The sequence below is a fragment of the Idiomarina sp. D18 genome (assembly GCF_057748155.1).
In genome coordinates this window covers 2417214-2442089 of sequence record NZ_CM173240.1, presented here as the reverse complement: position 1 = coordinate 2442089, position 24876 = coordinate 2417214, and the positions used below count along the sequence as shown (strand labels likewise).

The following is a 24876-nucleotide window of genomic DNA, read 5'->3' as shown; positions in this document are numbered from 1 at the left end:
TGATTAAATTTCTTGAACAACAGGAGTTCACGATGAAAAAGACAATGATTGCAATCGCATCAGCAATGACATTAGCGACTACTGCAGCCGCTGCGCAAACTCAAGACAACGCAGCACAAAATCAAATGGCACAACAGCAAGCTCAGCAAAAAATTACTGAAGGCATGCTGGTCAAGTTTGTCGCTGCAATGGAAGACGTTCAAAAAGTAACGACGAAATATCGCGACAAATTTCAAAATGCTGAAAATCAAGAAGAAGCGCGTAGCATCCAGCAAGAAGCGCAGAAAGAGATGATCGCAGCAGTGAAAGACTCTGGTCTTTCACCACAACAGTACAACATGATCATTCAACGCGCTCAAAGCGATAAAGAGTTGCGTTCTCGCCTTAAAGAAATGACTTCAGGTGAAGGTAACTCGTAAGCATCGATGTTAACGTTAATTTAAAGGGCGGTCATAGTACCGCCCTTTTTTGATCATAATTGACCTCCACAACGTAGCATTTAATATTCACACGAATTTAAAAGGAGTGTCTTAGTGAAAGCAGCAGACCTCATGGTAAAAGCTCTCGAAAATGAGGGTGTACAATATGTGTTCGGTATCCCAGGAGAAGAGAATCTCGATTTACTTGAATCTCTCTCAAACTCATCAATTGAACTGGTGTTAACGCGCCATGAGCAAGCTGCGGGCTTTATGGCGGCGACCTATGGGCGGTTGACAGGAAAGCCGGGGGTTTGTTTATCAACACTTGGGCCTGGAGCGACCAATTTAGTGACATCCGTTGCTTATGCACAACTTGGTGCGATGCCAATGGTCGTGATCACGGGACAGAAGCCAATAAAAGATCGGCCGCAAGGTCAATTCCAGATCATTGATGTCATCGATATGATGACGCCTATCACCAAGTACACTCAACCGATTATCAGTGCAAAGACGATACCTTCACACGTGCGGGAGGCTTTCCGTCGTGCCGAAGATGAACGACCAGGTGCAGCGCACCTTGAGCTATCAGACGATATTGCAGCTGAAGAAGTGGATGCTACCCCAATTACACCGAGTTACTCGCGTCGTCCAATTACTGAGCATAAGTCTGTCGATTACGTTTTGAAACTGCTTAAGGAAGCTAAGCATCCGCTCATCGTCATTGGTGCCGCAGCCAACCGTAAAATTACGGCAAAAATGCTTCGTGCGTTCGTCGATAAAACAGGAATTCCATTTATCACAACGCAAATGGGTAAAGGTGTCATTAATGAAGATCACCCACGTTGGTTAGGGAATGCAGCGGTATCTGATGGCGATTACCCACATCGTGCCATAGAACAAGCTGACTTAATCCTCAATGTCGGCCACGATGTCGTTGAGAAACCGCCATTCATGATGAAACCTGATCAACGCAAGGTGGTTCATATTAACTTCCAAGGCGCCCAAGTCGATTCTGTTTATTTCCCACACGCCAGTATGATTGGCGATATCGGCAACAGCATTTGGCAGCTTAAAGAAGGTATCGAGCCGCAGTCTCATTGGGATTTTGAATTTATGCTGAAAGTCCGCGAACACATGCGTGACCACACCGACGAAGGCGCACATGACGAGGCTTTCCCTATGCTACCTCAGCGCCTAGTAGAGGAAGTGAGAGAAGTTATGCCAGACGACGGCATCATTGCGTTGGACAACGGTATTTATAAAATTTGGTTTGCTCGCAATTATCCTGCACGCCAGCCAAACACCGTGTTGCTCGATAATGCACTGGCCTCGATGGGCGCCGGTTTACCATCTGCCATGGCTGCTAAACTGGTCCACCCAAACCGCAAGGTAGTTTCTATCTGCGGCGACGGCGGCTTTATGATGAATTCGCAAGAAATCGAAACCGCTGTTCGTATGAATCTCGATTTGGTTGTGCTTATTCTTAACGACAGCGCTTACGGTATGATTAAGTGGAAACAAGAGCACATGGGTTTGCACGACTTTGGCTTGGACTTTAAGAACCCTGACTTTATCAAATACGCGGAAGCTTACGGTGCTAACGGCTACCGGTTAGAAGCAACAGAAAAATTGCAGCCACTGATGCGTGACTGCATGGAGAAAGGTGGCGTGCACATCATCGACGTTCCCGTTGATTACTCACGCAATGTTGAATTACTCAACGAGGAAATTCCTAAACGCGCAAAAGCGATCCAAGCCTAATCTTTAAGGCTTGGATGCGTATCTGCAAAGATAGGATAGTCGTTAATTTTGTCTAAAAATGCCTGCAGCTTGGGGAATTCGTTTAACGAAATCAGTGAACGAAAGAGTCCCCAGCTCAGGAAACAGCCTAAGCGCAGTTCACCATCGCTGAACGGATGCGGTCCCTCATAAGCAACAGCATGGTCACGGCTCTCCATTAAAGCGAGAATTTCATGCACGCGCTCATGCTGGCGCTTCATGTAGCCATTGTTTTCTGGCGTCACACCTTCCTTGCTCAATAAGAACAGATTAATGGTGGCGTCCATCGCTGTATTCACCAAACAATACTGGTCAAAGTCAGTGGTGTCCGCGAAAAAACGCTCGCCGTTCTTTTCACGCACATATTTTAATATGCTCGAAGAATCAAAAAAGCGCAGGTCGTTATGATGTAAAAAAGGCACCTTTTTAGCAGGACTCAGCTTTGCACTCATATCGTGATCAGTCTCGGTAAACGAATACGCTAACCCCGTTTCTTTAAAGGCAATACGACAGTGCCGTACATACGGTGAAGTATAACTACCAAACAGTTCCATAAACCGCTCTCCTATTAATGGTCTCGACAGGGCTCGTCGGGATACTCAAGTTCAATTGTAGTATGCGCTAAATTAAAGCCTTGTAGCGCATCGGAAATATTAAGTTTGAGCCGGCCCCGCTGCTCCGCAGTCAGCTCACGCGCAACCACAATATGCGCGGTTAATACATGACGCTCACCATCAAGCGACCAAAAGTGAATATGATGAGCATCTTGCACATCATCTAGTTTTATCAGTTTTTCTTGAATAGCGATATAGGCCTCTTCGCTGGGCGCTGCTTGCACAAACAGTTTCACTGTAGAGGCCAAAGTGCGAATAACATTAAGTAAAATAAATAAGGTAAAACCGATAGATAACAAAGGGTCAAGAATAGGCCAGTCGACAAAATACAACACGATTGAGACTATCAATACCGCGACCCAGCCCAACACGTCTTCGATCAGGTGCCAATTTAATACGCGTTCATTAAGCGTCTCACCTGCACTTAATTTAAACGCCGCATAACCATTAACGGCGACACCAAAAACCGCCAGTCCGATCATTCCTTCAGCAACGGGCATCACGGGATCAAATAAGCGAGGGATGGCGGTATAAAGCACCCAGACCGAACCGGCAATTAGAATCACCGCATTAATAAAAGCCCCGACCAATGAAAGCCGCTGATACCCGTATGTGAAGGTGCGAGATGGATCCCGCTTACTGAACTTGTTGAGTAACCAGGCTAGGCCTATAGATAAGCTATCGCCTAGATCGTGCACCGCATCTGCAAGGATCGCTGTACTGTTCGTTAAAACACCACCAATAAACTCAATGATGGTGAAAGCCAAGTTGAGAAAAAATGCCCAACCAATCCGGTTCGAAGACATATCGTGGTGATGGTGATGATGGTGGTCGTGACTCATAAACTCCACTTGTTAACTCAGTGAGACGGACAACAGAGTGTGTGTTGGTTTAGTAACTACTATGACACGATAAGACGTATATGCGAAGCATATCGCGATTTATGTCGCTCTGACTTCGTCATTTTGGGCTGACAACACAGTACTATTATATTATTGTAAAAATAATGTTATCAAAATGAGAGAACACAGTGCGAAAACTTCTTATACTTGGATTGCTTTTAACGAGCTTCAACGCCCTTGGCAAAACATTTGAAACACCTACTTTTCTCATTCAATGCCAAGATTGTACAACCGGTCAACTCCGTGACTGGTTCTTCAACACGATCGTTCTTAATACAAATAAAAACCCGGAAAAAGAACATCAACGCATCTACTCAGAATATCGCATCATCGTACATCGACCTGAGTCATCTCGGTACGACGCGTTTAAAGTGATCGCACCCGTAACACGCTTAATGCAAGGCGATATTAAACCAGAAACCTTTAACGTCTCAAAGACCTCTCATACAAACAGTGAAACCTACCTCGCGAAGCAGCTGTTTGCCTATGCAAAGCAAATCGATAAACAATTAGATCATATCGGCGACCAATTAAGCCGTTCGTTTAAAACTACGGATGAGTATCAGCAATGGCTTAACTCAAATAACACGCAAGCTAATAACCACGTCTGCACAAATAACCCTCAATATCTTGGATTAACGTCTTTCTTTTCAGTTGATGCGCGTAAACAGTTACAACAACAAGCAAGCCAACTGTTCAGCGAAATCGACTTCAACAGTGAACCAACGACGATCGAGGTAGCCAACCAGTCTCGGTTTATTAAGGGCACTCTCAATCAGTCTTCTATTTACTTGATTAAGCGAAAGCCGTTTCATAATTCGACAATATCCTTAAATTTTGCCGATCCGGAGGACCCAAAAGACTCTGCGAAAGCAACATTCCTCCTGACATTAAAGGGCGATACGCTGACTATTAATCCTACTGAGTCGTTAACACGGCTAGGCAACAAGAGCCTGAGTCTTTTCGAAGACTTTGGCGGAGAAGTGTCGCCATGTGCTGTTGTGGCAATGAATAGCTATCAAACACCTCAAACAATTCGACAAACACAGAAAGAGCCTAGACTTGCAGCTAATGTTAATCCCGATAATCCACATTTATGCGCATACATTTATGATGCGCAAGATAAAACACGCAGATTGATTCTAGGAGCAACCTGTAGCTTGATGTCGGATGGAGCTGATACCGTTGATAGCCGCTAGCTATAGGATTCCGAAAGGCTTCTATCTTTCGTCTGACGGCAACAAATTGGTCAAGAGTTGAATTTACCAGAGGCTACATTATGACCTTAATACTAGTCCACGTTGCGATCATAGCTCTCATCACGCTAATCTGTATAAAAATTAAAGTATGGGTGCCTATGCTTATCACCTTAATTCTATCCTTTACTTATTTTTATTGGATAATCAGTAACAGCCAACCGGACGGTCTTTCAAACATAGTTTTCTTTATTTGGCCTCCTCTTTATACAATATTATGTGGCGGATTTTGGTTTCTCTTTAATAAAATACGGTTAGCGTTATAAAGGTTATCAGTGGGAAAATACGGGGTTTTATATCAAGCCTAATGACTATCGTTTTAATCTAATTAAAAAATTGAAGTAGGTTGTGCAAGTGATTAAATTTAAGTTCAATCATTTTTGGTTTGTTTTTCTTTTGTTGTTTTTTTTAAGTAGCCTCTATTTTATTTGGCCAGAAAAAGATCTAGTCATCAATTTTTATAAGACGGGCGACGGCACTCAGTTTGAAGCAAAAATGACCATTGGCATGACACTTATGATTTTTGCAGTTTTTATTTATATGCCATTTCGAATGATTACTGAACCGTTTTTTTCGTATTGGTTAGAAAATAATAGTCTTTTCATAAAAAAGTTTGGAAAAACTAAAGAGGTTCCACTTAGTAAAATGGTTTATGTGCTTCGGAAACCATTATGGACAAGGTTTTTTGGCGCACCATATATGCTATTTTACTATAATGACAAGCGTTACAGAATACCGTCAGGATTTTACCTTTCTGAAAAAGATTATGAGTATTTAAAAACAAAAGTAGATATAACGGAACAGGGTAACTTAGAGGTGAAAGTTTAGTGTCATCCAGCAAAAAAAGGACATCTAATGTTACTCAAAAGATACATTTTATGTCCTTATTAGCCGTTGTTTAAAACGCAGTGACGGTTATTCAACCGTCACTGACTTCGCAAGGTTTCTTGGTTGGTCGACATCGGTGCCTTTAATGATAGCCACGTAGTACGACAACAACTGCAGAGGAATGGTGTACACGATAGGCGCGATGACTTCATCACAGTGACAGACATTTAATACATTCATCGTGTCATCACTGGTGAAGCGTGCGTTCTTATCAGAGAACACATACATAATCCCGCCACGGGCGCGCACTTCTTCAACGTTTGATTTAAGCTTCTCGAGCAGCTCGTTGTTAGGTGCAACAACAATGACCGGCATCTCTTCGTCGATTAACGCTAATGGGCCATGCTTAAGCTCTCCAGCTGCGTACGCTTCCGCGTGAATATACGAGATCTCTTTGAGCTTTAACGCACCTTCCATGGCTATTGGGTATTGATTACCACGTCCAAGGAATAGACTATGATCCTTGCTTGCAAAGTCGGGCGCTAGCGCTTCAATTTCAGCATCGAGTTCAACCGCTTCTTCGAGTTTAGCAGGTAAGGTTTGTAACGCTTTTACAATAGCGGATTGCTGTTGTTCGTTCATGCCACGGTACTTACCAATCGCAACGGTGAGCATTAATAGCCCCGTAAGCTGGGTAGTAAATGCTTTCGTTGATGCGACGCCGATTTCTGCGCCAGCACGCGTCATAAAAGCAAGATCTGACTCACGTACCATGGACGAGGTTGCGACGTTACAAATCGTCAGACTGCCTCGATAGCCCATTTCTTTTGAGAGACGAAGCGCTGCGAGCGTATCCGCCGTTTCGCCACTTTGCGAGATAGTCACAAGCAGACTGTTAGGGCGCACAAACGACTGGCGATACCTGAACTCAGAGGCTATCTCTACATTACACGAGATGTTTGCCATTGATTCAAGCCAGTATTTTGCCACCATGCCCGCATGGTAACTGGTACCACAAGCAATGATTTGGACATGCTCAACCGTCTTAAATAACTCCGCTGCACCTTCACCAAACGCATCATCAAGCACGGTCGTTTCGGATAATCGACCTTCCAACGCATTTCGCACCGCGATAGGTTGCTCGTGAATTTCTTTCAACATGAAATGGCGATACTGACCTTTACCGCCTGCATCGTAATTGACATCTGAATCAACGACTTCGCGCTCAACAGCTTCGTCAGCGCTATCATAAATTTTGATGTCGTTACGGTTGATATCGGCAACGTCACCTTCTTCGAGATAAATAAACTTGCGTGTTACAGGTAATAGCGCCAACTGATCAGAGGCGACAAAGTTTTCACCAATACCTACGCCAATCACTAGGGGACTTCCAGAGCGAGCAACAACCAAACGTTCAGGATCATTGGTATCCATTACGACCGTTCCGTAGGCGCCCTCTAATTGTCTTACAGCCGCTTTCAACGCATCAAGTAAGTCATCATGGGTTTTACGTTCATGATGGATAAGGTGAGCAATTACTTCGGTATCGGTCTGACTCACAAATTCATAGCCTAACGCTTGCAGTTGCTCGCGCAAAGTCTCATGGTTTTCGATGATGCCATTATGCACAACGGCAATTTCGTGTTCCGATAGGTGAGGGTGGGCATTTCTCTCTGTCACTCCACCATGCGTGGCCCACCGAGTATGTGCGATACCTATGGTGCCATCAACTGGACTCTCATCAATAGCGTCTGCTAACGCTTGCACTTTACCTGTACGCTTAATCGTTTGTAAGTGTTGAGATTTATCGATAACAGCAATACCAGCTGAGTCATAACCTCGATATTCGAGACGTTTAAGACCTTCTAATAAAATTCCGCTGACACGTCGCTCAGACGTTGCTCCTACAATACCGCACATAATTACTGTTCCCTTTTCTTTGGTCTTTCCCAACCATCTATGTTTCTTTGCTTACCGCGCGCAACGGCTAGTTGCTGATCTTCAACATCTCGAGTGACGACAGAACCTGCACCGATAGTCGCTTCTTTGCCAATTTTCACAGGTGCGACTAGTGAACTATTAGAGCCAATAAATGCACCATCACCGATTTCGGTTTTGGATTTGTTAACACCATCGTAATTACAAGTAATAGTACCTGCACCGATGTTTGCTTGTTTACCGATCTCTGTATCACCTAAGTAAGTTAAGTGATTCGCTTTTGAGCCCTCGCCGAGACGAGTTTTTTTCATCTCTACGAAATTACCAACAAGGGCTCCTCGCTCCATAATCGCGCCTGGACGTAGTCGCGCAAAGGGACCGACTTGGCAATCGGTCTCTATGTGAGCATCCTCAATATGGCTGTTCGCCTTAATAACTGTGTTTGCACCAATTTTAGCGTTTCGAATAACACAGTTTGGCTCAATAACGACACCATTACCAAGTTCAACATGCCCTTCAAACACAACATTTACATCTATTACCACATCTTCGCCAACAACAACCGAACCGCGAACATCAAAACGCATCGGATCCATCAACGTAGCGCCTTGGGTCATCAAGTCGCGCGCAACTCGTTGCTGGTAAGCTCGCTCTAAGCTGGCAAGTTGAATACGGTTGTTCGCTCCCTCAACTTCGTTTGTTTCACCTGGTTGAGTTGAGGCGATATCGACGCCTTCACTAGCTGCCATAGCAACAATGTCAGTTAAATAATACTCTTGCTGGGCATTATTATTATCTAATGCGCCCAGCCAGCGCTTAAGCGCATCACCGCTTGCTACCATGATACCGGTATTTACTTCGTTCACCTGAAGCTCTTCGTCGCTCGCATCTTTCTGTTCAACAATACCAACGATACGCTGTGTAGCCTTGTCACGAATGATACGCCCATAACCAGATGGGTCATCTAACTTCATTGTAAGAAGACCTAAGTCGGTGCGTGTAGCAACGTCGAGTAGTTTAGATAGAGTTTCCGGCGTTAACAGAGGAACATCGCCATATAAGATTGCGACTTTTTCGTCAGGCAGGAGCTCATCCATTACTTGTTGAACAGCGTGCCCGGTTCCTAGCTGCTCCTTTTGTTCGTTCCACACCAAGGATGAGTCCGAAACGTGCGCTTTTAATTGCTCCCCTCCATGGCCATAAACTAAATTTATAGCGTGAGGCTTTAACACCTTTGCACAGTCAATTACGTGCTGCACCATCGGCTTGTGAGCAACCTTGTGTAACACTTTGGGCAGGCTCGAACGCATCCGTGTTCCTTTTCCCGCAGCCAAGATGATTACGCGAAGTTTCATATCTTTTACATCCTTAGTGTTATCGATTTGTTGAAAACGGACATATTCTACATACAAAAAAGGCCTTGTTGTACCAACAACAAGGCCTTTTGCGTAATTTTTTTCTAATTTTTAACGTCTAAGCTTACGAATAACTTCAAGTTGCGCCATCGCGCGTGATAATTCTGCAATTGCTTCAGCATACGACAAGTCAGAACCTGAATCCGCAATCGCTTCTTCCGCACGCTTACGCGCTGCTTCAGCTTCTTGCTCATCTAGCTCATGACCACGTACAGCAACATCAGCAAGAACAATCACTTGACCTGGTTGCACTTCAAGAACACCGCCGGCAACATACAGCAGTTCTTCTTGACCTTCCTCACTCAAAAAACGAACCATTCCTGGTTTGATTTTGGTCAGTAAGGGTGCGTGTCCTGGGTAAATACCCAGTTCACCTTCGCTACCCGACACCTGGACCGTCTGCACAACGCCGGTAAACAACCGACGTTCTGCACTCACGATTTCCAGATTTAACGTTTGTGTCGCCATTTAAACCTCCCAGTTGGTTACAGGTTTTTGGCTTTTTCAATCGCTTCTTCGATGGTACCTACCATGTAGAAAGCTTGCTCTGGAAGATCATCGTAGTCACCTTCAAGGATGCCCTTGAAGCCAGCGATAGTATCTTTGAGCGATACGTACTTACCAGGTGCTCCTGTAAATACTTCTGCTACGAAGAACGGCTGTGATAAGAAACGCTGGATCTTACGTGCACGAGCAACGGTACGCTTATCTTCTTCAGATAACTCATCCATACCCAAGATAGCAATGATGTCTTTCAACTCTTTATAGCGTTGAAGTACTTCTTGCACACCCATCGCTGTGTCGTAGTGCTCTTCACCGATAACCAGTGGGTCGAGCTGACGCGAGGTTGAATCCAATGGGTCAACCGCAGGGTAGATACCCAGTGATGCGATATCACGGTTAAGTACAACAGTTGCATCCAAGTGAGCAAAGGTTGTTGCTGGTGATGGATCCGTCAAGTCATCCGCAGGTACGTATACGGCTTGAACCGAGGTGATTGAGCCTGTTTTGGTTGACGTAATACGTTCCTGAAGTACGCCCATCTCCTCAGCCAATGTAGGCTGATAACCTACTGCTGATGGCATACGACCCAACAATGCAGATACTTCCGTACCGGCTAGGGTGTAACGGTAGATGTTATCAACGAAGAACAATACATCGCGACCTTCGTCACGGAATTTCTCCGCGATGGTCAAACCGGTCAATGCAACACGTAAACGGTTGCCCGGTGGCTCGTTCATCTGACCATAAACCAATGATACTTTGTCGAGAACGTTTGAATCGTTCATTTCGTGATAGAAGTCATTACCCTCACGAGTACGCTCACCAACACCGGCGAATACTGAGTAGCCGCTGTGCTCGATAGCGATGTTACGGATAAGCTCCATCATGTTTACGGTTTTACCAACACCCGCACCACCGAACAAGCCAACTTTACCACCTTTTGCGAAAGGACAGATCAAGTCGATAACTTTGATACCTGTCTCAAGCAAATCGCTGGTGTTTGACTGCTCTTCGTACGTAGGTGCTGCGCGGTGAATAGACATACGCTCTTCTTCACCGATAGGGCCCGCTTCATCGATAGGCTGACCTAATACGTTCATAATACGGCCCAGGGTTTTCTTACCCACTGGAACCATGATCGGCTCACCGGTGTTTTCAGCGATGATGCCGCGACGCAAACCGTCGGTAGTACCCATTGCGATGGCACGAACAATACCACCACCTAGCTGCTGCTGAACTTCTAGCACTAGGCCTTCAAGGTTACCTTCGGTCACTTTCAATGCGTCGTATACTTTTGGCACTGCGTCTTGTGGAAACTCAAAGTCCACAACGGCGCCGATAATCTGTACGACTTTACCTTGACTCATGACTATTCCTCTAACTCTTCAATTCTTTTACCGTTGCCGCGTTATACCGCTTCGGCGCCGGAGACGATTTCCGATATTTCTTGCGTAATCGCTGCCTGACGAGCTTTGTTGTACTGCAGCTGAAGCTTATCAATAAGGTCTTCAGCATTGTCAGTTGCAGCTTTCATCGCAATCATACGAGCAGCTTGCTCACTGGCGAAGTTATCTACAACACCCTGATACACCTGGGTCTCAACATATCGACGAATAAGCGTGTCGAGAATGCTTTCAGGGTTTGGCTCGTACAAGTAGTCCCAGCTACCCGTTTGGACATTTTCGTCCTTTTCCGCTTGCGGCAATGGCAGCAATTGGTGAATGGTCGGCTCTTGTGTCATGGTGTTAACGAACTTGTTGTACACCACGTACAAGCGGTCGATTTTGCCTTCTTCAAAAGCGTCCAACATAATTTGGACAGAACCTGTAATTTCTTTAAGTTCTGGCTTGTCACCTAGACCCGATACTTGGGCTTGCAACTTACCACCAAAACGTTTGAAAAAGCCGGTTGCTTTACTTCCGATGGCTGCAAAATCAGCCTCAATGCCTTGTTCTTTCCACTCGTTTGCGTGTTTTACGACGGCTTTAAACTCGTTAGAGTTAAGGCCACCACATAAACCACGGTCGGTAGAAATAACAATGTAGCCCACACGCTTCACTTCGCGTTCTTCCATAAATGGATGACGATACTCAATGTTTCCGCGTGCGACATGACCAATCACTTTGCGAATGGTGTCCGCGTATGGACGACTTTCATCCATACGTTCCTGCGCCTTTTTCATTTTTGACGCAGCCACCATCTCCATAGCGCTAGTGATCTTCTGAGTATTACCGATACTCGAGATCTGTGTCTTTATCTCTTTACCGCTGGCCATGATGATTCTCCTTTAACTCAACGACAAATGGCCGCTTACTAGCGGCCACCGCCAATTACCATGATTGCGTTTGCTTGAATTTCTCAAGTGCCGCTTTCAATTGGCTATCGATGTCGTCGTTATAGTTTCCGGTTTTATCAATTTCAGCCATCAGCTCAGAGTATTCGCTCGCCATGAATGATTGTAGAGACTCTTCAAAATCCATGATTTTGTCGATAGCCACATCTTTCAGGAAGCCTTTCTCAACGGCGTAAATTGATACAGCCATTTGAGCCACGCTCATAGGCTTATATTGCTTCTGCTTCATCAACTCGGTGACGCGCTGGCCATGCTCAAGTTGAGCACGAGTCGATTCATCAAGGTCAGATGCGAACTGAGCAAAGGCTGCCAATTCACGGTACTGAGCCAAGGCTAGACGGATACCGCCGCCCAATTTCTTGATGATCTTAGTCTGTGCAGCACCACCAACACGAGAAACTGAGATACCCGCGTTAACCGCTGGGCGAATACCTGAGTTGAACAGGTCAGTTTCAAGGAAGATCTGACCGTCAGTGATTGAAATCACGTTAGTCGGTACGAACGCAGATACGTCACCCGCTTGTGTTTCAATGATAGGTAATGCGGTCAAAGAACCTGTTTTACCTTTCACTTCACCGTTGGTGTGCTTTTCTACATAGTCAGCGTTGACGCGAGCAGCGCGCTCAAGTAGACGCGAATGTAGATAGAAAACGTCACCAGGGAATGCTTCACGACCTGGAGGACGACGCAGTAGCAATGAAATTTGACGATAAGCAACTGCTTGCTTCGACAAATCATCATAAATAATTAATGCATCTTCACCGCGGTCACGGAAGAACTCACCCATAGTACAGCCAGAGTATGCTGACAAGTACTGAAGCGCCGCAGATTCAGAAGCAGAAGCGGCTACAACAATGGTGTTTTCCAATGCGCCGTGCTCTTCCAGCTTACGAACAACTGCAGAAATCGTTGAGTTTTTCTGCCCGATTGCGACGTAAACACATTTAATTCCAGAGTTTTTCTGGTTGATGATTGCGTCAACTGCTAAAGCCGTTTTACCGGTTTGACGGTCACCGATGATCAACTCACGTTGACCACGACCGACTGGGATCATCGAGTCGATTGATTTGTAGCCGGTTTGTACTGGCTCATCAACAGATTGACGATCGATAACACCCGGTGCAATTTTTTCGACAGGCTCGTAAGCTTCCGCTTCGATAGGGCCTTTACCGTCGATAGGTTGACCAAGCGTGTTAACTACACGGCCAAGCAACTTGTTACCAACAGGTACTTCAAGAATACGACCCGTAGATTTAACTTTTACACCCTCTTGCAAGTCAGCATAAGGGCCCATTACAACCGCACCAACAGAGTCACGCTCAAGGTTCAGTGCGATAGCGTAGCGGTTTCCAGGAAGCTCGATCATCTCACCTTGCAAGCAGTCTGCAAGGCCGTGAACGCGAATGATACCGTCTTGTACAGACATGATGGTACCTTCGTTGCGCGCTTCGCTGGTGACTTCGAACTTCTCAATACGCTCTTTGATTAGTTCTGCGATTTCATTTGAATTCAGTTGCATGCTCAAGTCCCCAATTAGGATTGCAGTGCATAGGCAAGACGTTCTAGCTTGCCACGCAGTGAACCGTCAATCACGGTATCGCCTGCTTGAATGGTTAATCCGCCAATCATTGACGCATCTACACTGCAGTTCAGCTTAATTTTGCGTTGCAAACGTGCTTCGAGTGCCTTAGAAAGCTCAGCTTGCTGAGCATCCGACATTTCGACCGCACCCGTTACATCTACGACAATTTCCTTTTCGTAATCAGCACGGAGCACGTTAAATTGTTCCAACACCGCTGGCAGGGCAGTTAAACGTTCGTTTTCTGCCATCACCTTGATAAGATTCTGTGCTTGTTCGGTTAATGCGTCTCCGCAAACACCGATAAACACCTCACTCGTGCGACCAACGGTAGCAGAGCTACTCAAAAAGCTCGCCATACGGTCATCTTGCGCCACTGAAGCGGCAAAAGACAACATCTCGGCCCACTTATCGAGCGCTCCTTGTTGCAAAGCAAAATCAAAAGCTGCTTTTGCGTAGGGGCGAGCGACAGTAGTCAGTTCTGACATAAGCTCAAACCCCTTGATTAAAGTTCAGCGACCAGTTTTTCAACGATGTCGCGATGAGCGTTCTCATCAATCTCACGCTCGATAATTTTCTGAGCACCAGTCACAGCTAGAACAGCGACTTGCTTACGCAACTCTTCACGAGCACGATGGCGTTCAGCTTCGACTTCCTCATGACCAGACGCGACGATTTTCTCGCGTTCTTCGTGACCACGCTGAGTTTCGTCCTCAACGATTTTTGCGCCACGTTTCTTAGCCTGCTCAATGATTTCAGCCGCTTGCTGCTTCGCCTCTTTAAGCTGTTCAGCGATGTCTTCCTGGGCTTTTTCTAAATCTTTTTGAGCACGTTCACCAGCACTAAGCCCGTCAGCAATTTTCTTCTGACGTTCTTCAATTGCCTTGATGATCGGTGGCCACACGAACTTCATGCAGAACCACACGAACACGGCGAACGCGATCGTTTGTCCAATTATAGTAGCGTTGATATCCACAACGGACCTCCTTTATTTGGTGACCGTCGAATCGCGCTTAGCCTGCTACCTGAGTTAAGAACGGGTTTGCGAATGTGAATAGCAAAGCAACCGCAACACCGATCATAGCGATAGCATCGATAAGGCCCGCAACGATGAACATTTTAACTTGTAATTGAGGCGCTAGTTCTGGTTGACGAGCGGCCGCTTCCAAGAATTTGCCACCCAACATACCGAAGCCAAGCGCTGTACCCAACGCAGCAAGACCGATCATGATTGATACAGCGATAGCGGTAAAAGCAACTACAGTTTCCATTGATATCTCCAATTTTCAGTAGATTAAAGTTAAAAAATAAAAGTAAAACCAAACTTAGTGTTCAGATGATGCCATGCTTAAGTAAACAATGGTCAACATCATGAAAATAAACGCTTGTAACACGATAACGAGGATATGGAATACAGCCCAGGCGAAGTGCGCTGGCAACTGGAAGAATCCAATCATCGCAATAAGAATAAAGATCAATTCACCCGCGTAGAGGTTACCAAACAAACGCAGTGCCAGCGACGCCGGCTTAGCGAGTAGCGTGATACTCTCGAGCACAAAGTTCACAGGGACAAGCGCCCAGTGATTAAATGGCGTAAACGTCATTTCTTTGGCAAAGCCCTTGATGCCTTTGTATTTGATCGAATAGATAATGATCAAAGCAAAAACACTTAAGCTCAGTGCGAATGTAGTATTCAAGTCGGTGGTTGGCACCACTTTGAAATACACGTCATGAGGATCATTAACAAACCCTAGCCAATAGCCCGTGTACATAGCTGCCGTAGGCAACCAATCGACAGGTATTAAATCCATCAAGTTCATCAAGAAGATCCAGACGAAGATGGTTAACGCTAAAGGTGCAATGAGTTTATCTTTGCCGTGGAATGACTCTTTGACGCTGTTATCGACAAACTCGACAACCATTTCGACAAAGCATTGCCACTTACCAGGCACCCCCGCAGAGGATTTTTTGGCTACTCTGCGGAAACTCCACAGAAATAGCACACCTAGTAACACGGACCAGAAGATAGTATCGACATTTACCGCCCAGAATCCTTCACCAACCGTCCAGTTTTGAAGGTGGTGTTGAATATACTGAGTCGGAGTTTGCTCTCCACTTACCATGTTGTTTCCCAGTTACGTTGATTTTAAAAACAAAATCGGTGCAATCCACTGTGCAACAACGGCTAGAATAAAGCCGGTTAATAACCACAATGCATTAGAATTTGTAAGCAGTAAAACTAAACTCAGTAGTACTGCTGTAAGTACTAGCTTGACGCCCTCACCAACAAAAAAACTTTTGACCACTTGTTGGTTGGCACGCGCGCCCGCATATCTAAACGCTATCCAGCCAAACAGCGCGTTGGGAATCAGTGCCGAAAAACTCCCCAATAAAGCGGCTAATGCAGCATCTGTTTGGCTCACAAGAAAGGCCAATAAAGCAGTGCACAACGACACAACTAACTGACTCAAAACCGTTTTTCGTGCTAGTTTTTTTCCTGCCAAAGCAAGGGGCTGAGTCACTATTGAACCTTTCTTCAAAATTTGGGTGTTGACCTATTTTTAAACAGGCACAAATAAACTCGCGCTAGTATAAAGATCTGCCCGCTAAATGCAAACAAATTTGCCTACAGCCTTTGAGTTTAATGCTACTTAACATACCCGTTACAAATGTGACAAGGGTCTTATTTTATGTGCGCTAATATGCCATCTAACTCATCTAAGTTAGTGTAATTGATAACGACTTTTCCTTTACCTTTTCGGCCATGATTGATAGCAACTTTTGCGCCCAAGCGCTCTGATAAGGATGCCTCAAGGCGTTCGATATCAGCATCAGGTTGAGGTTTGTCTTGTTGTTTGGGAGGTTCAATGGTTTTGCGAACTAATTTTTCAGCTTCGCGCACCGTCATATCTTTTGCAGCAATATGCTGAGCAACGCTCGCTTGCTGTTCACCTTCGAGCGCTAATAATAATTTAGCGTGCCCGAGTTCAATGTCGCCACGTTCAAGTAGCAACTTAACGCTCGCCTCTAAGTTATTGAGGCGCAAAAGATTAGTCACCGTAGTGCGAGATTTACCAACCGCTTGCGCGACGTCTTGATGTGTCATATTAAATTCATCAAGTAGTCGTTGGAGTGCCGTTGCCTCCTCCATCGCATTAAGATCTTCGCGCTGGATGTTTTCAATTAAAGCAATCGCCACGGCAGCTTCGTCTGGCACGTCTTTTACCAAGCAGGGAACCAATTCAAGCTTAGCTAATTGCGCGGCTCGCCAGCGGCGCTCACCAGCAATGATTTCATATTCATCGTCTGCGATGATACGCACCACGATAGGCTGAATTATACCCTGTGCTTTTACCGAAGCAGCGAGATCTTCAAGTGCCTCAGGAGACATATCTTTACGCGGTTGATAACGTCCAGGTTGCAGTTGCTCGATAGGTAGCTTTTGAAGTTCACCTTTAACCAACGTATGTTGTTCATCTTCCACGGGTGGCTGTTGACCATCTTGGCGTTGTTGACTCGCCGAATTGCTTGTCAATAAAGCGTCTAATCCACGACCTAAACCACGTTTTTTCGGCGACATATATTTATTTCCTCAAACCCTACTACTCGTTTTTATGAATTAACCGATTGCTGCTCTTTTTCCAGCTTTTCAGCTCGCCGGATGATCTCTCCAGCAAGTGATAAATAAGCTTTTGCACCAGTTGATGACTTATCATAATACATGGCCGGAGCACCAAACGAAGGGGCCTCAGCCAACCGTACGTTACGTGGAATAACCGTGCGATAAACTTTTTCACCAAAATGTTGCTTAAGCTGTTCTGATACATCATTAGCTAAGCGATTACGCGGGTCGTACATCGTACGCAGAATGCCTTCAATTGTCAGGCTTGGATTAACCACTTCAGCAAGCTGTCGGATTGTCTCCATTAACGCAGTCAGTCCCTCTAATGCATAATACTCGCACTGCATCGGTACAAGAATAGAATCGGCTGCTGCCATCGCATTAACGGTCAACATATTTAAGGAAGGAGGGCAGTCGATAAAAATAAAGTCATAATCGTCTTGCACGCTCTTAAGTGCGTTTCGAAGCCGTACTTCGCGCGCAAAAAATTCCATTAATTTGATTTCTGCGGCTGTGACATCAGAGTTTGCAGCGATAAGATGATATTTGCCGTTAGTATCGGTAACAACCACTTCTTTAATGGGTTTTTCGTCCACTAACAATTCATACACGGTGCTATCGACTTCATACTTATCAACACCGCTACCCATAGTCGCATTACCTTGAGGATCTAAATCAATGAGTAGAACTTTACGCTTGGTTGCAGCCATGGATGCAGCCAAATTCACTGCGGTGGTCGTTTTGCCCACGCCGCCTTTTTGATTAGCTATCGCAATAGTTGTAGCCACGGGTGCATCACCTCTTATTATTAATGGGCGTTAATTGGACGGATAATAACCATGTGCCGCTCGCCTTCCAAGCCGGGCACCATCAATCGGTTGATTTCATCAATACCGTATTGGGTGTCAAGGTCAGCTATCTCTTGCTCTGGATACATACCTTTGAGCGCATAAAATCGCCCTGACGGCTTTGGTAAATGATGACACCATGAAAGCATATCATTAAGCGAGGCAAAGGCTCTACTCAACACACCGTCAAAATCGTGTAAGCGACTATCATAAGCTTCTACTCGGCTTTGTACGGCCGTTACATTCTCGATATTAAGTTCATGACAAACTTGCCTGATAAAGCGAATTCGTTTACCTAAGCTATCTAACAATACGAATTCACAGTGTGGCATACAAATAGCCAATGGCAAGCCAGGTAAGCCCGGACCTGTGCCTACATCAATAAATTGCTCACCTTTTAAATGTGGCATTACCACAAGGCTATCAATGATATGCTTAGTAAGCATTTCATTTGGATCACGGACTGATGTCAGATTATACGCTTTATTCCATTTATCCAGCAATTCAACCAGTTGCACAAGTTTAACCACTTGTTCATCTGACACTGTGCCACGGACAGAATCATCCGTTTGTGCAAGTAACCTCTCTAATTTTTCTTTCAAACTCATCCCTTACGCGCTTTTTCTGAGCAAACCTTGCTTCTTAAGATGTACGAGCAGCATTGATATCGCCGCGGGCGTAATACCTGAAATTCGAGCAGCTTTACCAACGGTTTCAGGTTGGTGTTGGTTCAATTTAGCAATCACCTCGTTAGAGAGACCTTTAATGCTCGTATAATCAAACTGATTCGGTAAACGCGTATTTTCATGGCGTTGTTGTTTCGCAATCTCATCTTGCTGCCGTGAAATATAGCCTGCATATTTAGTTTGGATCTCAACCTGTTCGGCTGCAGCTGAATCACTTAAACCCGGCGCAAAGAACGGTGTTTTAACCAACTGCTGATAGTTTACTTCTGGTCGACGTAGTAGCTCCTCACCACTGACCTCTTTTGTTATCGGACTTTTCACAAAGGCGTTAATACTATCAATTTCTGGGTGATCTTTATGAACCCAAGTGCTACGCAAGCGCTGCTTTTCTTGCTCGATAGCTTCCATTTTTAAATTAAACGCTTGCCAACGTTCATCATCAACCAAACCAAGTTCACGACCTGTTTCAGTTAAGCGAATATCCGCATTATCTTCACGCAATAATAGTCTATATTCTGCTCGTGATGTAAACATACGATAGGGCTCTTGCGTACCCAAAGTCGACAGATCATCAATGAGTACGCCCATGTAAGCTTGATCACGACGAGGAGACCACGTTTCTTTATCTTGAGCTAAACGTGCTGCATTTAGGCCAGCTATCAAACCTTGTGCACCTGCTTCTTCATAACCAGTGGTGCCATTGATTTGACCAGCAAAAAACAAACCATTAATCACTTTAGTTTCCAGTGACTGCTTGAGATCTCGTGGATCAAAATAATCATACTCGATCGCATAACCAGGACGTGTAATCACAGCATTCTCGAAACCACGAATTGACTGAACCAATTGCTGTTGTACGTCAAAAGGCAAACTCGTTGAGATCCCGTTGGGATACACTTCAAACGTATTGAGACCCTCAGGCTCTACAAATATTTGATGCGAAGTTTTGTCCGCAAAACGGACAATTTTGTCCTCTATTGAAGGGCAGTAACGCGGTCCAACACCTTCAATCTCGCCCGAATACATGGGTGAACGATCAAGTCCTGAACGAATCACATCATGAGTTTGCTCATTGGTATGTGTAATATAGCAAGGGATCTGTTGAGGATGATCAGCGCGACTTCCTAAGTACGAGAACACAGGTGTTGGTGTGTCACCGGGTTGTTCTTGCATGACTGAAAAATCAATTGAATGACTTGCAATACGAGGTGGGGTACCTGTCTTCAAGCGATCAACACGAAGTGGTAACGCACGTAAACGTTGCGATAGGGCATTTGCTGGTGGATCTCCTGCACGACCGCCTTGGTAATTATCTAAACCAATATGGATCCGACCACCAAGGAAAGTGCCCACTGTAAGTACGACTGCTCGAGCATGGAATTTGAGCCCCATTTGGGTCACTACACCCGTCACCTGATCATTCTCTACGATCAGATCGTCACAGCCTTGCTGAAATAACGTTAAGTTAGGTTGGGTCTCCAACGCATAACGGATTGCTTGCTTATATAGTTGACGATCGGCTTGCGCTCGCGTAGCGCGCACCGCAGGGCCTTTCGACGAGTTCAATGTTCTGAATTGAATACCTGCTTTGTCAGCGGCTTTTGCCATGATACCGCCGAGTGCATCGATCTCTTTGACCAAATGCCCTTTACCAATACCACCGATCGCTGGGTTACATGACATTTGTCCCAACGTATCAATGTTATGGGTTAGCAATAAAGTACGCGATCCCATGCGTGCTGCGGCTAGCGCTGCTTCGGTACCTGCATGTCCACCACCGACGACAATGACGTCATAGGTTTGGGCGTTATTTTTCAACATTCAGAACAACCTCGATGAAAGGAGATAAAGATAAAACTGATCATCATCAGTGAACCGCGTATTTTAACGCGTTTTGGCTGTGATCGAAACGGTTATTTTTTATTCAGACTGTAAAGCTATGCTCGATCAATAAAGATCAGTAAAGGATCTTTATTTAGATCTTTATTATTGCTTCTATTAGGATCGCGTTTTCTGTGAATAGATCGCTACAAGGCTTATTTTTACTGCTTTTTAGAGCGATCAAAACATGTGAAAAAGATCCCTTAAACTGCGATCATAGATCGTGGATAACTAGGGTGTTTATACACAGCTTGAGTTATCCCCACAGTTATACCCAATTCAATGACAGCGCTTATGTCTGCTTATCCTTATTTTGATCACAAGTAAAAAAATTTGTGTATAGAACTGTGGATACGATCACGTGATCGTGTTGCAAACCCCATAAAATACGCGATCAATCTTGTGGGTATGATCGCAATTTATCGATCAATTCAGTAACCCATTTTGATGCTTTGTCTTCAGGATCATCTTCCATCATGTCGATCTCTAATCGTTCAAATAGTCGTGTGGCATTCAAAACGCTGAGCTTTTTATCGCAATGTCGACCGGCTTCACAAAAAGTGTCATAACAAGATTCACCGATGGCACAGACCGCATAGCTAAGATCAGGCAATAAAGGGACATTCGTAGAAGCGATGACATCATAGAAATCAAGCATTGAATCGGCATAGTCGCCTGCTCCGTGAGTGGCTAGGAAGATCAGCCAAATACCTGATTTGGGTAAATCATCGAAAGTGGGTTCGTAATGCATCTGGGTAGAAAGATCATGACTTTCTAGAATTTGTTGAACGTGGTCGGCTAACGCTTCAGTGTTGCCCGACGTGGTGCCTACCAATATATGTATCGTATTCGTCATCGTAAAATGCTTAAATAGTTGTGACAGATACTCGTATTGTACAGGAGTGAAAAACCATGCGTGCAATTTATCTATTTGCAGTTGTCATATTGAGTTTGCCTATATTTTCCACGGCCAAAGGTATTGAGACTGCAAAGCAAGTTGAACAGAATTTGTGGGTGATGGGAATGCCCGCTGAAGCCGATATTGAACGTTTCGCCGAGCAAGGCGGCGATATCGTAATCAGTCTGTTGTCTGTACCAGAACAATCACAAACAGCTGAATCGACATGGGTAACAGAAAACGGCATGGCGTTTTACCATGTTGCAATTCCAGGCGCTGATGGTTTGACACTCGCAAAGGTGCGCTTGTTGGATAAAGTGTTACTTGAGCATAAAGATAAAAATGTGCTCGTGCATTGTGCATCGGGTAATCGAGTGGGTGCTTTGTTTGCACTGCGTGCAGCGTGGCTCGATGGAAAGGAAAAAGACCTAGCGCTCAAAATAGGGCGTGAGCGAGGTTTAACCTCGCTCGAAAAGACGGTATCAGAGATGCTCGCGCAATAAATCTGGTTGGCGATTCGGAGTAAAGATCTCGATCCAGTAGCCATCGGGATCTTTAATAAAAGCAATGCCTTTCATGTTGCCATCATTAGGTTTTTTCTGGAATTCAACGCCGAGCTCTTCAAAGCGCTCGCAGGCGGAGTCAATGTCGGGCACGGCAAAGCCGATATGACCAAACCCCTTTGGCTCTTGGTTACCGCTGTGATACGACACGTTGTCATCGTTCTCATCTCCCCAGTTATGCGTAAGTTCTAGCATGGCGGGTCGGCCAAAGGTTTGAACGATGCGTTCATCGTGATCGGTTGACCAATGACTGCGTTCTTCGGGCGAGATTGAGGCCATGAAATAGAGCGTGAACTTCATCTCAGGGAAGTCCAAACGCTTGATAAGCGTCATGCCGAGTACCTCTGAATAGAACTTTAAAGTACGCTCGGGATCTTTAATACGAAACATCGTCTGATTGAAAACAAATTTGTGGGTTGCGGGATCGTGATGTTCTGATAACCCCTTAGCTTGGTCAAAATGACGACTCATGGAATGCTCCTAAGACAACAATGTGTGAATCAATAGAAATTGGGAATAAGACATTAAATTTCAAGCCAGAGCCCGAAGCTCGTTGGTATGTATACATGGTTGAATGCGGTGATCGATCACTTTACACCGGTGTCACTACGTGTTTAGAACGACGCATTCGTCAACATAACGGCGAGTTAAGTGGTGGGGCTCGCTATACACAGAGTCGCCGACCAGTCGTGTTGAGTTGGCGTCAGGGGCCTTTTTCTAAAACTCGTGCCTGTCAGCTCGAAGCTCAATTGAAACAACTCTCGCGTGCAGATAAACGAAAATTAATTAGTCTGTAATCGGTCGTTCTTTTTGACACTGCCAACATTCTTCAAATGAGGCAGGATTAAGTTCACCACATGCAGGACAACACCATTCTGCGTTATTAGCGCTATTTTGTTCATAGAGACTGAGAATATGTTTCGCGGCATCGTAAGCTTCTGGCATGACGTAGATGGCCGTTTCGATAGCGTCAGCAGGTAACTCGCCAACGCCGCCGGCACTGGGATTATTGGGAACGTGAACCTGAATTCCCTCAGCACGCAATAACCCGCCGAGTAATTCGGCCTCTATCGGGCTACTGGCGCGATAAATCTTTATCCATTGATCGCTCATGAGACACCATGACTTGTTGATAACGTAATAACCAACTTATCACGCTTTTATATGATGCGTGAGTTTTGTCAGCAATTTGTATGAGTTTGAATATTCGGTGGTAAAATCGCGCCCGATAGCGACGCCGTCGAGAAGCGGATGCCGGTGTTTGGCCAAAGGCTTCAAGTTCATGGGCAATTGCGATAGTTAACGCATGTTCACGACGAGCGAGATTGGTTGGATAGAGCAGTTTGTAACCAAGCATCGCTGTGATAGGGGCTAACACAACAGCAAGCGCAATACTCACCGAATTAAATACCTCAAAACTGTACGGTATTACCGGCTGCATCAACAATAGAAAGACCAGAATAAAGTCCATGCTCCCGTTAATCGTACGGTGATGGGATAAAGGAAACGCGGCGATAAACATTATAGGTAGGAGTGACATTACCATGGCGCCGGTACTTTCTAGATAAGGCCATATTGCCGCATGAATGACTATCGAGAGTAATGCCCCTGCACATTGACCGATGAATACTGTTTTCATTGTCTTAGCAGGGTTATCTGTGGTGGAAAACAGCGTTAGCATGATGCTTGCGCCCAACAACAAAAAGGCGACTTGGAACCACTCGGTATACCACCATAAAGCACTGATTAATCCCATGATGACCATGGTTCGAATACTGGCCTCGCGTGCGCCTATCCAGTCACGGTGAAGCAACGATAGCGAGCGGCGTGTTGAGGACGCCGCGCGACCGGAATCACGAAATGAAAGACGCTCGTCACAGGCCTCAATAAATTCATCAAATGCACTGCGTAATGGTGACTGTCTAACGCTCAAAGAGGCGTTCTTTAATGCGGCTAAAATGTCTGAGCGTTTCGCATTTTGCCGGAGTAAACTTGCTGCATTAAGTAAGTGCTTACTTATCTCTTGGTTTGCTTCAAGGGGCAAGAAATAAATCTGAGCCAACCACTCAAGTTGGCTATTAATAACCTTTCTTACCAGTCGAGCGGATTCATGTGCTGCAGGAGAACCCGTACCATGTTCGAGCAATTGTGCTTCAATTTGTGCTAGTTTCGATAGCCGGTCATCAAAATTAAGGAGTGTTTTGTCTTGCTTACTGAATAATTGTGCTACATTTTCTAGAGAAATAATGGTTTCGCGTCGCATTTGGTTGATAAGGCTTTGCTCCGCGCGTTTGTAGGTGAATAACCAACCTACAACCAGTGCCATCATGACACCAACAAATACCGTTAATAACCGGTCGATCCCCAAAGGCAAGAGCGCATCAGGGCTGCGGCTTAGCAAAGCAACCATGGAAGCAGAATAACCCGCCAAAATAGTGCCATAAGACACTAAGCCATGAATTAGATTACCAAGATAAACACAGAGAGCGACCCAAAGTGTAAGACCCATCGCGACAGGCAGTATTTGATGATCCGCTGTCACCACTAAAATCATACCAAACAAGGTTCCGATTAGAGTGCCTAGCGCGCGATATGCGCCTTTTTCTAACAGCAGACCGCGAGTAGGTTGCGAAACAGCCCATACGGTCATAGCGGCCCACTGTGGGTGTTCTAATCCTAATGCCCAGGCTATGATCAATGATAAGCAGGCAGCCAACGCAGTCCGCAATCCAAAGCGGAAGCGAATATAGTCAAAACCGAGTTTAGCAAGCGGCTGCCTCACAAGCTCCAT

Annotated in this window: 27 protein-coding genes; 6 read left to right on the top strand and 21 right to left on the bottom strand. The window is 45.3% G+C overall.

What is annotated here, in order from left to right; translation table 11 throughout:
- Positions 1 to 32: 32 nt before the first annotated feature.
- Together AC3AP5_RS11760 and AC3AP5_RS11755 are read left to right on the top strand one after the other, a co-directional pair.
- The gene (locus AC3AP5_RS11760; protein WP_006954729.1) at positions 33 to 419 is read left to right on the top strand and encodes a DUF4168 domain-containing protein; all 387 of its coding nucleotides are present in this window, start codon (positions 33 to 35) and stop codon (positions 417 to 419) included.
- Between the two features lie 114 nt (positions 420 to 533).
- Entirely contained in the window at positions 534 to 2180 is a 1647-nt protein-coding gene (locus AC3AP5_RS11755; protein ID WP_006954735.1) for an acetolactate synthase large subunit, read from the top strand.
- Here AC3AP5_RS11755 and AC3AP5_RS11750 read toward each other — a convergent pair.
- Entirely contained in the window at positions 2177 to 2752 is a 576-nt protein-coding gene (locus AC3AP5_RS11750) for a glutathione S-transferase family protein (protein WP_006954736.1), read from the bottom strand. The two genes, AC3AP5_RS11755 and AC3AP5_RS11750, sit on opposite strands and share 4 nt — an antisense overlap.
- 14 nt (positions 2753 to 2766) lie before the next feature.
- Entirely contained in the window at positions 2767 to 3654 is an 888-nt protein-coding gene (locus AC3AP5_RS11745) for a cation diffusion facilitator family transporter (RefSeq protein ID WP_040487614.1), read from the bottom strand.
- Positions 3655 to 3842: 188 nt separating this feature from the next.
- On the opposite strand from AC3AP5_RS11745, the gene AC3AP5_RS11740 reads away from it, so the two are divergent.
- Together AC3AP5_RS11740 and AC3AP5_RS11735 are read left to right on the top strand one after the other, a co-directional pair.
- Complete coding sequence (locus AC3AP5_RS11740; RefSeq protein ID WP_006954738.1) at positions 3843 to 4913, top strand: hypothetical protein; 1071 nt, start codon at positions 3843 to 3845, stop codon at positions 4911 to 4913.
- Positions 4914 to 5324: 411 nt separating this feature from the next.
- Entirely contained in the window at positions 5325 to 5798 is a 474-nt protein-coding gene (locus AC3AP5_RS11735) for a hypothetical protein (protein ID WP_131382123.1), read from the top strand.
- An 87-nt stretch (positions 5799 to 5885) separates the two neighbouring features.
- On the opposite strand, the gene glmS is transcribed toward AC3AP5_RS11735, so the two are convergent.
- From glmS to AC3AP5_RS11655, 16 genes are all read right to left on the bottom strand, one after another.
- Positions 5886 to 7718, bottom strand: coding sequence for a glutamine--fructose-6-phosphate transaminase (isomerizing) (gene glmS / locus AC3AP5_RS11730; RefSeq protein WP_006954740.1), 1833 nt, complete (start codon positions 7716 to 7718; stop codon positions 5886 to 5888).
- Positions 7719 to 7720: 2 nt separating this feature from the next.
- Positions 7721 to 9091 carry a bifunctional UDP-N-acetylglucosamine diphosphorylase/glucosamine-1-phosphate N-acetyltransferase GlmU gene (gene glmU, locus AC3AP5_RS11725; RefSeq protein ID WP_006954741.1) on the bottom strand — a complete coding sequence of 457 codons (1371 nt, stop codon included), beginning with the start codon at positions 9089 to 9091 and terminating at the stop codon, positions 7721 to 7723.
- Between the two features lie 111 nt (positions 9092 to 9202).
- Positions 9203 to 9619 (bottom strand): F0F1 ATP synthase subunit epsilon, encoded by a 417-nt coding sequence (locus AC3AP5_RS11720; RefSeq protein WP_006954742.1) that lies wholly within the window; start codon positions 9617 to 9619, stop codon positions 9203 to 9205.
- Positions 9620 to 9636: 17 nt separating this feature from the next.
- Positions 9637 to 11022, bottom strand: coding sequence for a F0F1 ATP synthase subunit beta (gene atpD, locus AC3AP5_RS11715; protein WP_006954743.1), 1386 nt, complete (start codon positions 11020 to 11022; stop codon positions 9637 to 9639).
- A 41-nt stretch (positions 11023 to 11063) separates the two neighbouring features.
- The gene (gene atpG, locus AC3AP5_RS11710; protein WP_006954744.1) at positions 11064 to 11930 is read right to left on the bottom strand and encodes a F0F1 ATP synthase subunit gamma; all 867 of its coding nucleotides are present in this window, start codon (positions 11928 to 11930) and stop codon (positions 11064 to 11066) included.
- 55 nt (positions 11931 to 11985) lie between these two features.
- A complete protein-coding gene (gene atpA, locus AC3AP5_RS11705) occupies positions 11986 to 13527 on the bottom strand; it encodes a F0F1 ATP synthase subunit alpha (RefSeq protein WP_006954745.1) in 1542 nt (513 codons plus the stop codon).
- 14 nt (positions 13528 to 13541) lie between these two features.
- The gene (atpH, locus tag AC3AP5_RS11700) at positions 13542 to 14075 is read right to left on the bottom strand and encodes a F0F1 ATP synthase subunit delta (protein WP_006954748.1); all 534 of its coding nucleotides are present in this window, start codon (positions 14073 to 14075) and stop codon (positions 13542 to 13544) included.
- 17 nt (positions 14076 to 14092) lie between these two features.
- Entirely contained in the window at positions 14093 to 14563 is a 471-nt protein-coding gene (gene atpF / locus AC3AP5_RS11695) for a F0F1 ATP synthase subunit B (protein WP_006954751.1), read from the bottom strand.
- A 37-nt stretch (positions 14564 to 14600) separates the two neighbouring features.
- On the bottom strand, positions 14601 to 14858 hold the full coding sequence (gene atpE, locus AC3AP5_RS11690) for a F0F1 ATP synthase subunit C (protein WP_006954753.1): 258 nt from the start codon (positions 14856 to 14858) through the stop codon (positions 14601 to 14603).
- A 54-nt stretch (positions 14859 to 14912) separates the two neighbouring features.
- Positions 14913 to 15710: a F0F1 ATP synthase subunit A gene (gene atpB, locus AC3AP5_RS11685; RefSeq protein WP_286682554.1), complete on the bottom strand. Its 798-nt coding sequence runs from the start codon at positions 15708 to 15710 to the stop codon at positions 14913 to 14915.
- 12 nt (positions 15711 to 15722) lie between these two features.
- Positions 15723 to 16109, bottom strand: a complete 387-nt coding sequence (locus AC3AP5_RS11680; RefSeq protein WP_006954758.1) for an ATP synthase subunit I — start codon at positions 16107 to 16109, stop codon at positions 15723 to 15725.
- A gap of 161 nt (positions 16110 to 16270) precedes the next feature.
- Positions 16271 to 17167 carry a ParB/RepB/Spo0J family partition protein gene (locus AC3AP5_RS11675; protein ID WP_286682555.1) on the bottom strand — a complete coding sequence of 299 codons (897 nt, stop codon included), beginning with the start codon at positions 17165 to 17167 and terminating at the stop codon, positions 16271 to 16273.
- Between the two features lie 32 nt (positions 17168 to 17199).
- Positions 17200 to 17997, bottom strand: a complete 798-nt coding sequence (locus tag AC3AP5_RS11670) for a ParA family protein (protein ID WP_286682556.1) — start codon at positions 17995 to 17997, stop codon at positions 17200 to 17202.
- Positions 17998 to 18017: 20 nt separating this feature from the next.
- Entirely contained in the window at positions 18018 to 18659 is a 642-nt protein-coding gene (gene rsmG / locus AC3AP5_RS11665) for a 16S rRNA (guanine(527)-N(7))-methyltransferase RsmG (RefSeq protein WP_165477439.1), read from the bottom strand.
- A 9-nt stretch (positions 18660 to 18668) separates the two neighbouring features.
- The gene (mnmG, locus tag AC3AP5_RS11660) at positions 18669 to 20564 is read right to left on the bottom strand and encodes a tRNA uridine-5-carboxymethylaminomethyl(34) synthesis enzyme MnmG (RefSeq protein WP_006954764.1); all 1896 of its coding nucleotides are present in this window, start codon (positions 20562 to 20564) and stop codon (positions 18669 to 18671) included.
- A gap of 454 nt (positions 20565 to 21018) precedes the next feature.
- Positions 21019 to 21480, bottom strand: a complete 462-nt coding sequence (locus AC3AP5_RS11655) for a flavodoxin domain-containing protein (protein ID WP_286682558.1) — start codon at positions 21478 to 21480, stop codon at positions 21019 to 21021.
- Between the two features lie 56 nt (positions 21481 to 21536).
- Here AC3AP5_RS11655 and AC3AP5_RS11650 point away from each other — a divergent pair, with 56 nt between their 5' ends.
- Positions 21537 to 22025: a protein tyrosine phosphatase family protein gene (locus AC3AP5_RS11650; RefSeq protein WP_286682559.1), complete on the top strand. Its 489-nt coding sequence runs from the start codon at positions 21537 to 21539 to the stop codon at positions 22023 to 22025.
- On the opposite strand, the gene gloA is transcribed toward AC3AP5_RS11650, so the two are convergent.
- The gene (gloA, locus tag AC3AP5_RS11645; RefSeq protein ID WP_006954770.1) at positions 22005 to 22556 is read right to left on the bottom strand and encodes a lactoylglutathione lyase; all 552 of its coding nucleotides are present in this window, start codon (positions 22554 to 22556) and stop codon (positions 22005 to 22007) included. The two genes, AC3AP5_RS11650 and gloA, sit on opposite strands and share 21 nt — an antisense overlap.
- Positions 22557 to 22576: 20 nt before the next feature.
- Between gloA and AC3AP5_RS11640 the strand changes: the two genes are divergently transcribed.
- Positions 22577 to 22882, top strand: a complete 306-nt coding sequence (locus AC3AP5_RS11640) for a GIY-YIG nuclease family protein (protein ID WP_487326760.1) — start codon at positions 22577 to 22579, stop codon at positions 22880 to 22882.
- On the opposite strand, the gene AC3AP5_RS11635 is transcribed toward AC3AP5_RS11640, so the two are convergent.
- Together AC3AP5_RS11635 and AC3AP5_RS11630 are read right to left on the bottom strand one after the other, a co-directional pair.
- Entirely contained in the window at positions 22872 to 23198 is a 327-nt protein-coding gene (locus tag AC3AP5_RS11635) for a putative signal transducing protein (protein ID WP_487326759.1), read from the bottom strand. The genes AC3AP5_RS11640 and AC3AP5_RS11635 overlap by 11 nt on opposite strands.
- The gene (locus AC3AP5_RS11630) at positions 23161 to 24876 is read right to left on the bottom strand and encodes an FUSC family protein (protein WP_487326758.1); all 1716 of its coding nucleotides are present in this window, start codon (positions 24874 to 24876) and stop codon (positions 23161 to 23163) included. Before AC3AP5_RS11630 ends, AC3AP5_RS11635 begins: the two co-directional genes overlap by 38 nt.

Excerpts from the sequence above, each read along its gene's own strand:
- AC3AP5_RS11760 (WP_006954729.1), top strand. The coding sequence starts at position 33 with ATGAAAAAGACAATGATTGCAATCGCATCAGCAATGACATTAGCGACT.
- AC3AP5_RS11750 (WP_006954736.1), bottom strand. The coding sequence starts at position 2,752 with ATGGAACTGTTTGGTAGTTATACTTCACCGTATGTACGGCACTGTCGT.
- AC3AP5_RS11745 (WP_040487614.1), bottom strand. The coding sequence starts at position 3,654 with ATGAGTCACGACCACCATCATCACCATCACCACGATATGTCTTCGAAC.
- glmS (WP_006954740.1), bottom strand. The coding sequence starts at position 7,718 with ATGTGCGGTATTGTAGGAGCAACGTCTGAGCGACGTGTCAGCGGAATT.
- glmU (WP_006954741.1), bottom strand. The coding sequence starts at position 9,091 with ATGAAACTTCGCGTAATCATCTTGGCTGCGGGAAAAGGAACACGGATG.
- AC3AP5_RS11720 (WP_006954742.1), bottom strand. The coding sequence starts at position 9,619 with ATGGCGACACAAACGTTAAATCTGGAAATCGTGAGTGCAGAACGTCGG.
- atpD (WP_006954743.1), bottom strand. The coding sequence starts at position 11,022 with ATGAGTCAAGGTAAAGTCGTACAGATTATCGGCGCCGTTGTGGACTTT.
- atpG (WP_006954744.1), bottom strand. The coding sequence starts at position 11,930 with ATGGCCAGCGGTAAAGAGATAAAGACACAGATCTCGAGTATCGGTAAT.
- atpA (WP_006954745.1), bottom strand. The coding sequence starts at position 13,527 with ATGCAACTGAATTCAAATGAAATCGCAGAACTAATCAAAGAGCGTATT.
- atpH (WP_006954748.1), bottom strand. The coding sequence starts at position 14,075 with ATGTCAGAACTGACTACTGTCGCTCGCCCCTACGCAAAAGCAGCTTTT.
- atpE (WP_006954753.1), bottom strand. The coding sequence starts at position 14,858 with ATGGAAACTGTAGTTGCTTTTACCGCTATCGCTGTATCAATCATGATC.
- atpB (WP_286682554.1), bottom strand. The coding sequence starts at position 15,710 with ATGGTAAGTGGAGAGCAAACTCCGACTCAGTATATTCAACACCACCTT.
- AC3AP5_RS11675 (WP_286682555.1), bottom strand. The coding sequence starts at position 17,167 with ATGTCGCCGAAAAAACGTGGTTTAGGTCGTGGATTAGACGCTTTATTG.
- mnmG (WP_006954764.1), bottom strand. The coding sequence starts at position 20,564 with ATGTTGAAAAATAACGCCCAAACCTATGACGTCATTGTCGTCGGTGGT.
- AC3AP5_RS11655 (WP_286682558.1), bottom strand. The coding sequence starts at position 21,480 with ATGACGAATACGATACATATATTGGTAGGCACCACGTCGGGCAACACT.
- AC3AP5_RS11650 (WP_286682559.1), top strand. The coding sequence starts at position 21,537 with ATGCGTGCAATTTATCTATTTGCAGTTGTCATATTGAGTTTGCCTATA.
- gloA (WP_006954770.1), bottom strand. The coding sequence starts at position 22,556 with ATGAGTCGTCATTTTGACCAAGCTAAGGGGTTATCAGAACATCACGAT.
- AC3AP5_RS11640 (WP_487326760.1), top strand. The coding sequence starts at position 22,577 with ATGTGTGAATCAATAGAAATTGGGAATAAGACATTAAATTTCAAGCCA.
- AC3AP5_RS11635 (WP_487326759.1), bottom strand. The coding sequence starts at position 23,198 with ATGAGCGATCAATGGATAAAGATTTATCGCGCCAGTAGCCCGATAGAG.
- AC3AP5_RS11630 (WP_487326758.1), bottom strand. The coding sequence starts at position 24,876 with ATGGAGCTTGTGAGGCAGCCGCTTGCTAAACTCGGTTTTGACTATATT.